General features: G+C 60.6%; 6 protein-coding genes. All 6 read left to right on the forward strand.

The window, feature by feature from the left end; genetic code table 11:
- Positions 1-88 precede the first annotated feature (88 nt).
- The 6 genes from ACESNG_RS18930 to ACESNG_RS18955 all read left to right on the forward strand — a co-directional run bounded on the left by ACESNG_RS18930 (position 89) and on the right by ACESNG_RS18955 (position 6,371).
- Positions 89-1,339: a type I restriction enzyme endonuclease domain-containing protein gene (locus tag ACESNG_RS18930; protein WP_407944711.1), complete on the forward strand. Its 1,251-nt coding sequence runs from the start codon at positions 89-91 to the stop codon at positions 1,337-1,339.
- A 39-nt stretch (positions 1,340-1,378) separates the two neighbouring features.
- The gene (locus ACESNG_RS18935) at positions 1,379-2,317 is read left to right on the forward strand and encodes a hypothetical protein (RefSeq protein ID WP_373070340.1); all 939 of its coding nucleotides are present in this window, start codon (positions 1,379-1,381) and stop codon (positions 2,315-2,317) included.
- A 14-nt stretch (positions 2,318-2,331) separates the two neighbouring features.
- Positions 2,332-3,303: a hypothetical protein gene (locus ACESNG_RS18940; protein WP_373070342.1), complete on the forward strand. Its 972-nt coding sequence runs from the start codon at positions 2,332-2,334 to the stop codon at positions 3,301-3,303.
- Between the two features lie 121 nt (positions 3,304-3,424).
- Positions 3,425-4,270 carry an ImmA/IrrE family metallo-endopeptidase gene (locus tag ACESNG_RS18945; RefSeq protein WP_373070348.1) on the forward strand — a complete coding sequence of 282 codons (846 nt, stop codon included), beginning with the start codon at positions 3,425-3,427 and terminating at the stop codon, positions 4,268-4,270.
- A gap of 75 nt (positions 4,271-4,345) precedes the next feature.
- Positions 4,346-5,320 carry an SMODS domain-containing nucleotidyltransferase gene (locus ACESNG_RS18950; RefSeq protein ID WP_373070344.1) on the forward strand — a complete coding sequence of 325 codons (975 nt, stop codon included), beginning with the start codon at positions 4,346-4,348 and terminating at the stop codon, positions 5,318-5,320.
- 505 nt (positions 5,321-5,825) lie between these two features.
- Positions 5,826-6,371 carry a hypothetical protein gene (locus ACESNG_RS18955; protein WP_373070346.1) on the forward strand — a complete coding sequence of 182 codons (546 nt, stop codon included), beginning with the start codon at positions 5,826-5,828 and terminating at the stop codon, positions 6,369-6,371.
- Positions 6,372-7,516: the final 1,145 nt, after the last annotated feature.

Genomic DNA, 7,516 nt, shown 5'->3' on the forward strand with positions numbered 1-7,516 from the left:
AATGCAGCCCCACATCCGTTCGAAGGACGCGTTGCGGGCGTTGAAGAATCGGGCCAAGGACCCGAAGGATGCGCTCGAGATCGTCATCGTGCGCGACATGTGGCTCACCGGTTTCGACTCGCCGTCGATGCACACGATGTACGTCGACAAGCCGATGCGCGGTGCCAATCTCATGCAGGCCATCGCCCGTGTGAACCGCACCTTCAAAGACAAGCCCGCCGGGTTGGTCGTCGACTACCTCGGTATCGCTGAGGACCTGAAGGCGGCACTGGCCGACTACACCGTCCGAGACCAAGAGTCGCAAGAACTGGGCCAGGACCTCAGGGCGAAGGCGATCCCGGCGCTGATCTCCAAGCACGAGGTCGTCTGCAACGTTCTGCATGGCTTTGACTGGCGGACGCGCCTCAGCGCCGGCGGACCGAAGGCTTTCCTGAACACGCTGACGATGACCGTCGAGTACCTCATCTCGAAGCACCCAGGTGCCGGCGCTGATACGTGCACGAAGGACCAGCCGTGCCTCAAGTGCAGGTTCTTGGCGCAAACCCGAGACCTCGTTGCGTTGTACATCATGTGCGTCCCATCAGACGAAGCACTGGCAATTCGCGATGACGTGGCCTTCTTCGAAGCGGTCCGTGGGCAGATTTCCAAGATCGAAGGGTCCGACCGTGAAGGTGTCGATCCGTCCGTTGTGCTCGACACTGCGATCAAGCAGATCGTCTCAGAGGCGATGTCCGGTACCGGTGTCATTGACATCTACGCCGAGGCTGGGTTGGCGAAGCCCGACTTGTCGCTGATCGACGATGACTTCATCGAGAAGTTCAAGAAGTCCAAGAGCCCGAACCTTCAGATCGAAATGCTCAAGCGGATCTTGAACGACGAAATCAGACGAGTCGGCAAACGCAACATCGTGACTGGCCGCCAGTTCTCAGAGATGCTCTCCCAATCGATCCTCCGCTACCAGAACCGGACCCTCGACGCCGCACAGGTGGTGGCCGAGCTGGTCGCTCTCGCCCAAACGTTGAAGAACGAAGCCGACCGGGGAACAAACCTGGGCCTGAGCGACGATGAGCTCGCTTTCTACGACGCAATCCGCACGAACGACAGCGCTGTTCTCGAGCTCGGCGACGAGACCCTGAAGCAGATTGCTCACGACCTCGTCGAGATCGTCCGTCGTGCTGCCAAGACTGATTGGGCAGTCAAAGAGCAGGTACGGGCGAAGCTCCGGGCAACCATCAAACGGTTGCTGCTCCGTTACGGCTATCCGCCAGACATGGAGGAAGCTGCGACGCAGTTGATTCTCAGCCAAGCAGAAGTCATCGCAGGCGAGACAGTCGCGTGACCGTCAGGTTGGCCACTTTTGACCGCCGAGGTTGAGGCGGTGACGGAAACCTCGCTACTGGACGGTCTGCGCAGCGTCGCCCCTCAACATTCGGAGGCGGAATTTGCCAAGCTCACCAGGCGATTGGCAACGTCAATTGCCAGGCAGGTCCCCCGACCAGGAGGCGGGGAATGGAACGCAGAAGACGTCGCCGACCTCGCACAGGATTTTTGGGTATCGGGACGGGCCCTGAAAGCCATTCTGTCTGCCCGGAACGATGAGCACCTCGCCGCGCTGGTGGCACAGTCCATCCGACAACTTGCCATCGACCAACTCCGAGCAGCTGACGAAACCGGTATGCACGAACGCGTCTCGGATGTGTTGAAGAAAGGGCCATTCGTTCGGCACGGCAGAGCTTGGGGCGTCGCCGGTTTTGTCGAAGGAGAGATCTGGCAAGGAAGCATCGGAGAGCTTGTCGAGGCCGGATGGGCGGTACCGGTAACTGTGATGCGAGTCCGGGCCGATGCGAAACGCAGAAGCTCCTACGCGTCCAGGACACACTTCGAAGCTCTGCTGGAAGCTGTGTTGGCGACAGCAGGCACGCCAGTGCCGCTGTCCGTGCTCGTCGAAGTGTGCTCGCACAGATTAGGACAGGTAGCCACCGTGGTCGATGCGGAGGTCGATCCGGCAACGCCGTTCCAAGATCCAGAGGCGTCTGCCGTCGGGAGGCTTGTCGCCGAGGCAATTTGGATGCAGCTGACCGACTCGCAGAAAGCGGTGGTCCCCTACCTCAATTTGTCGGCGAGAGATGCAGCCGGGATTGTCGGTCTTGGCCGCAGCGCAGTGAACGTAGCCCAAGGCGCCGTCAAGCAGATCGTCGCCGATGAATGCCAGGAGATGTCCGAGGAGGAGCGTATCCACTTAGTCAGATGCCTCTGCGTGCTCCACAACGATGACGTCAAGGCCGGACAATCGCCGACGATGCTGCGTGGGAGATAGTGATGGAAAGAGCAATGAACCACCCCGATGACCTCACACTGCTCGCCCTTGCAGAAGGCGACCAGGTCGATGGAGCAGACCTCATCGAAGCACACCTCAGTCAGTGCGACGAGTGCTTGGCGGCCACCAGACAACTTCGCGCCTTGTCACCGGACGTCACCCTGCCGCCCCTCCCGATTCCCGCATCCTTGAAAGCCGCGATGAACGTCGTGCCACCTGAACCGAACGCCAGCCAACTCTGGCGTTGCGAATGGGGAGACATCGTGCAACTGGTCTACCTAGTGGCAGTTGATTCCGAGACCGGCCGGATTGAAGCCGCACCAATAGTGGATCCGACAGATTCTGCCGGCGAGGTCACTGTCATCGACGCTGAAGTACTTGGCTGGTCCGCAGTCGTTCAAAAATCACTCACCGCGTCGCTGCCAGCCCGAACTCTCGACCTGTATCTGGGTGACGCTTCGAACCACATGACTTTTATTGTGGAACCGAAAATTGTCTCCCCTGTCGACACGCGTGCTGCAGCGCTCGCGGCCGTTGAGGACGCCATGGCGTTGCTCGCAGACGCCCAGTGGGTCCCGACTACCCGGGAATCTTCGTTGACGGACATCCTGCAACGGACGTGGCCGTCACCAACCAGAATGGCCACTGACACAGGAATCGACGCCAGTACGGCCAGAGCACTTCTGCGAGGACAGCACGTACCGAACGACCAGGAACGCACGAAGCTCTCCGATGCTGGTGTACCGGACACCGCTGCCGTGTCACCGCCCAGCCTGTCACTTCTGGCGGCTCTCGACTCACCCCAAATCCGGCCGCTTTGGCGCCAGGATGCAGCTCGCCGCGGCACTGTGGATTCTGCGTCGTATCGATGGGAGCAGTACACGGACAACCGATTCGCCCTCGCCGCACGATCAACCGGCAGAGACACCGACGATGTCTCCGTGTGGCTCGACCGGGTGAGGGAGGTCCTCGGTGGGGGCTCCTGACCCTGTTGCGCTGCGGCGCCAGGCCGCACGGCTCGTCGGTCAGCTCGACGAGCCCGTCCGAGACGAGTTGCGTCGGAACCCCAACCTGGCCGTCGAGATCTACTTCGGGCTCACTGTCATCGTGGGCAGTGCGTCCGGCTGCGGCCTAGATGCAAGTTACGACCGCAGAGCACAGACGATTCGCATATCAGAGTTTGCGTCTGATAGCCGACGACGCTTCTCCTGCCTGCATGAATTCGGCCATCACCTCATCGCTACCGATGACGAGATCCAGGACTGGCTGTACGCCCGAGGCGGCCAGCACGACGCAGCCGCCGAGGAACAGCTTGCGGACGCAATAGCCGCCACGCTCATTCTGCCCGACTCCGTTGTCGAGGAGCACCTGACCTCCGGCTGGACGGTTCGATCACTGGCTGCATTCGTTGCGGATCAGGAGTTCGCAAGCCGTGAGGCTTGCTGCGTTAGAGCTGCCCAACGCCTCATGAAAAACGGAATGGTCATCCTCTCGAAGGGATCCGATGTTCTGTTCTCGGCGCCCAGGAACCTTCCGTTTCGTATCAGGCGCAATGCCAGACAGGCAGACAGTTCGTTGTTCGCACGAGCCGCACGAACAGGTTTCGCCACAGCCTCATACGAGTCAGTCAACCTGGGTGGCTTCGTCTCGGGTATGCAGTTCGACGGGCAAGCGCGCACTACCGCCGATGGCTACACGTTCTCTGTGCTCACCGAATCGCTGGCGGAGGTCGACCGGGGCGGGCGGCCACTGCCAGCGAGGTGGACCTGCCGAGAATGTAACGGCGACATCACTGGTGAGCCGTGGTGTGAGCGGTGTTCGCGACGTCAGTGCCCAGATTGTGGTTGCGCGTGTCCGCCCTCCAAGGCGGGGCCGTCAGTCGTAGCCGTGGTCTGTCAGAACTGTTTCCTCATGATTCCGACGGCGTGCGTCGAGTGCCCGAACTGCAACTGACACCGGACAGATACCGCCGATGTCACGTGGAGATGAGTGAGCACCCGCTCATCGAGACCTGCGGAGGTACAAGACATGAACACGAAATTGACGGTTGACCAGGCGTTCAAGGAACTGCACGAGTCTCTGAGGCTCGTTCCGGCAGAACGCAAGAAGGCCGAAGACGTGCACAACACGATCACTGATCAGCTTCGCGCCGCCGGGCTCATCGACGGGGCATTCCTGCAGGGGTCGTTCAAACGTCGCACGATGTTGGCACCCCTCCGTGACGTCGACAAGGTAGTGCTGTTGCGAGGCGAACCAGGAGAGGCAACGCCGGGCACGGCAGTGACTGCAGCGAACCGTATTGCCGACGAGTTGCGACGTCTCTACCCGAAGTTTGATGTAACGGTCGGCAAGCACTGCGTGAACCTCGACTTCGGTGAACACACCTTCGCGTTCGACATCGTTCCGGCGTACGACCTTGGGGACGACATCCTCATTGTCAACACCGAGGCCGATGACTGGCAGGAGTCGAACACTCGCACCCTCATCCGGATTATCAAGACACGGAACGACGACTGTGGCATGGACATGTTCGTGGAAGCGGTTCGGGCCGGCAAACTGTTCGTTCGTGAGAACCTCGGCGGGTGTGTTCCTGGGCTGCATGTCGAGTCGTTTGCCTACACAGCCATCGTCTCGGAAATGGCCCCGGACGAGGCACTCCAAGCGATATTCGACGCTGGTGTAACCGGCCTGCAGCCAGGAGGCTCATACACCGATCCGACCGGAGTGGACCGCCTCGACACTCGGCTCGACCCGACCGATCGGCAGGCTGCGTACGACGCGTTCCTGAGCGCAGCAGCGCTGGCGAAACAGGCCGTAAACGAACGGCAAGCCGGAAACCACAACGCTGCAATCGCCATTTGGTACAAGATTCTCGGGAGCGATTTTCCGAAACCGAACGAACGCGAGGCCGTGTCCGCGCTCTGGGAAGGCCACGGGATCAGCCGCGTTGTCACCCCGGCCGCAACCGTCCGTGCTGCACCTACCCGGGCGTGGCGACCATGAGCTACATCACGTATGCCGACGTGGTCGGCAAACCTCACGACACGTGCAGGGCACTTCGGTTGATCATGCCATCTGTCGTCGGTTCCGTCGTCACTGACTGGTCGAGTGCTGTCGTCAAGCTCGACCTGCAGCTCCAACCACCTCTCGAGCTGCAGGCTCACGGGTATCAAGTCGAGCAGATCCGCATCGTTCAACGCAGGGACGCTACACAGCCCGTGCCTGAGGCGTTTCCATCGGGCTCGGCGAGGTCGTGGTTGCACCGGAACCCAGGAGCGGACGGCTCACCCGGTGGGGCGTTGTGTCTCTGGTATCCGGAAGACCCGCCGAGGCTCTGCTGGGACTGGTCCCATGGGTTTGAGCGATTCGTTTTCCTCGTGCAGCGCCATCTCGAAACTGAGGAACTTGTGCGTCGTGGCAACCCCTGGCCTGTCGAGGATGCGCCGCACGGGCATCGGCTTGACGGGAAGCCTCATCCAATCCTGTGTGCAAGACGGTGAGGGTCAGCATGGGGATTGCAGCCGCCAATTCCGAGGACACCAGCATTCTGGATGTTCTCGATCAAACAGGAGTTTTCACAGTCGCTGGGGCCATCATCCTGGCGACGCTGACCTACGCCTTGGGCGTGTCGTCAGCCCGGAGAAAGGAACGTCGTGAGCGGTACAGCGATATGAGCGCGACACTCGCTGCGTGGGCGGAACTGCCGTTCCGAATTCGTCGTAGAACCAGCGATGAGCCTGCAACTCTGACAGCGCTGGTAGCGCACGTGACGGAACTGCAGGAATGCCTGCGCCGTGACCAAGCGTACTTGAGGGCCGAATGCGTCTGGCTCGCCGAACGCCGCGACGAGGTACAAACCAACATTCAGCGGGTGGTCGGACCGTGGATCAACGAGGCTTGGACACTTCCTCCGTGCAGCACACCGGCGTCGATGAACATCGGGAAATGGGGTCCGGAGGGTCTAGAAGGCACGCTGAATTCGTTCTCATGCGAACTGAAGTGGAGATTCGGCTGGCGGTGGATGGTCCGTCGGGTCGTGCACCGATTGCCGTAGTCAAGCGGTGGTGGCCCCGAGACAACTGTCTGCCCTGCGGTCAGTATGAGTAACTCGGTCTGCATATCGGGCACCTGTTGGTGAGTCGTGCCGAGTGGGGCCCTTCGTCTAGGAACCAGTTGCCGTCCTCAAATGCCAGCGTTGCCAAGGCACTTTCGCGTCCGAAGGTCAGGAGAACGTGATGCGGGTCCGTACCCGAACGCATGCCAAGTGCCTTCAAGACTTGGTCGTGCGGCACAGGGTTACCACCGGCTAGATCTCGCCGGAGTTTCTCTTTCGCATCCATGTCAGCAGTGTCGGCACCTGTCGTTGTCAGACCGATGTGCGATGGTTTTGTCTGTGACGCTTTCCCCTGATGGTTTACCTCGTCCAACGGCTCCGATCGGATCACCGAGTCCTTATGGTCTGCGCGCAGTCGATGCGCCGATCCCGTGGATCGCTAACGACCCCGCCGATCTGCGGCTACTTGACGACTACGGTCGCGGACAGCAGGCCGTGACAGAACGACTTTGTCAGGTATGCGGACTGCCGCTTTCGGATCAGATCGGGTGGGGAGTACCGTGGTACGGACAGGCCAACGCGCTGGCGGGTTTCAATGGCCATGCACTCATGCACCACGAATGCGTCCAGCTCGCTCTGGATCACTGCCCTGGTTTGAAGCGATTTCGACGAGATGGCTCTCTCACGATCGTGCACGAGCAGTCCGGGACGAAATACGCGACCCGCCCTTGGCAACGCCATTGGGCCGAGATCGACCCTTACTCCGTCGGGTGGGTTGTCGCCGTGCACCGGACCGATGAACTTCCGCCCGGTTCGACGGACACAGAGACCCAGATCGGTCTTGCCGGTTTCACATAGCCGGTCGAGATCCCCTCAGATCACTGATTCAGAAAAGCTGCATCAGTGCTGTCAGACTGGCACCCGCGTCACATGGCGAAGATGCGTGGCGCCAAGGCACGAACACCCCGCAACCGCTCGCCAACAAGATCATTGCTGCCAATCGGTTGTGATTTTGCACACTGACATTGGCCTGTTTTTGCACACTGACATCGACAATTTTGCGTGGTTGATGTCAGTCGTTTGCAACTGACACGAAAGCGCCATCTCTCAAGTCGGGCAGGTTTTGCTTGGGGGTAGCGGCTGCT

Source organism: Gemmatimonas sp., from assembly GCF_041689975.1.
Taxonomy (GTDB): Bacteria; Gemmatimonadota; Gemmatimonadetes; order Gemmatimonadales; family Gemmatimonadaceae; genus Gemmatimonas.

Excerpts from the sequence above, each read along its gene's own strand:
- ACESNG_RS18950 (WP_373070344.1), top strand. The coding sequence starts at position 4,346 with ATGAACACGAAATTGACGGTTGACCAGGCGTTCAAGGAACTGCACGAG.
- ACESNG_RS18940 (WP_373070342.1), top strand. The coding sequence starts at position 2,332 with ATGAACCACCCCGATGACCTCACACTGCTCGCCCTTGCAGAAGGCGAC.
- ACESNG_RS18955 (WP_373070346.1), top strand. The coding sequence starts at position 5,826 with ATGGGGATTGCAGCCGCCAATTCCGAGGACACCAGCATTCTGGATGTT.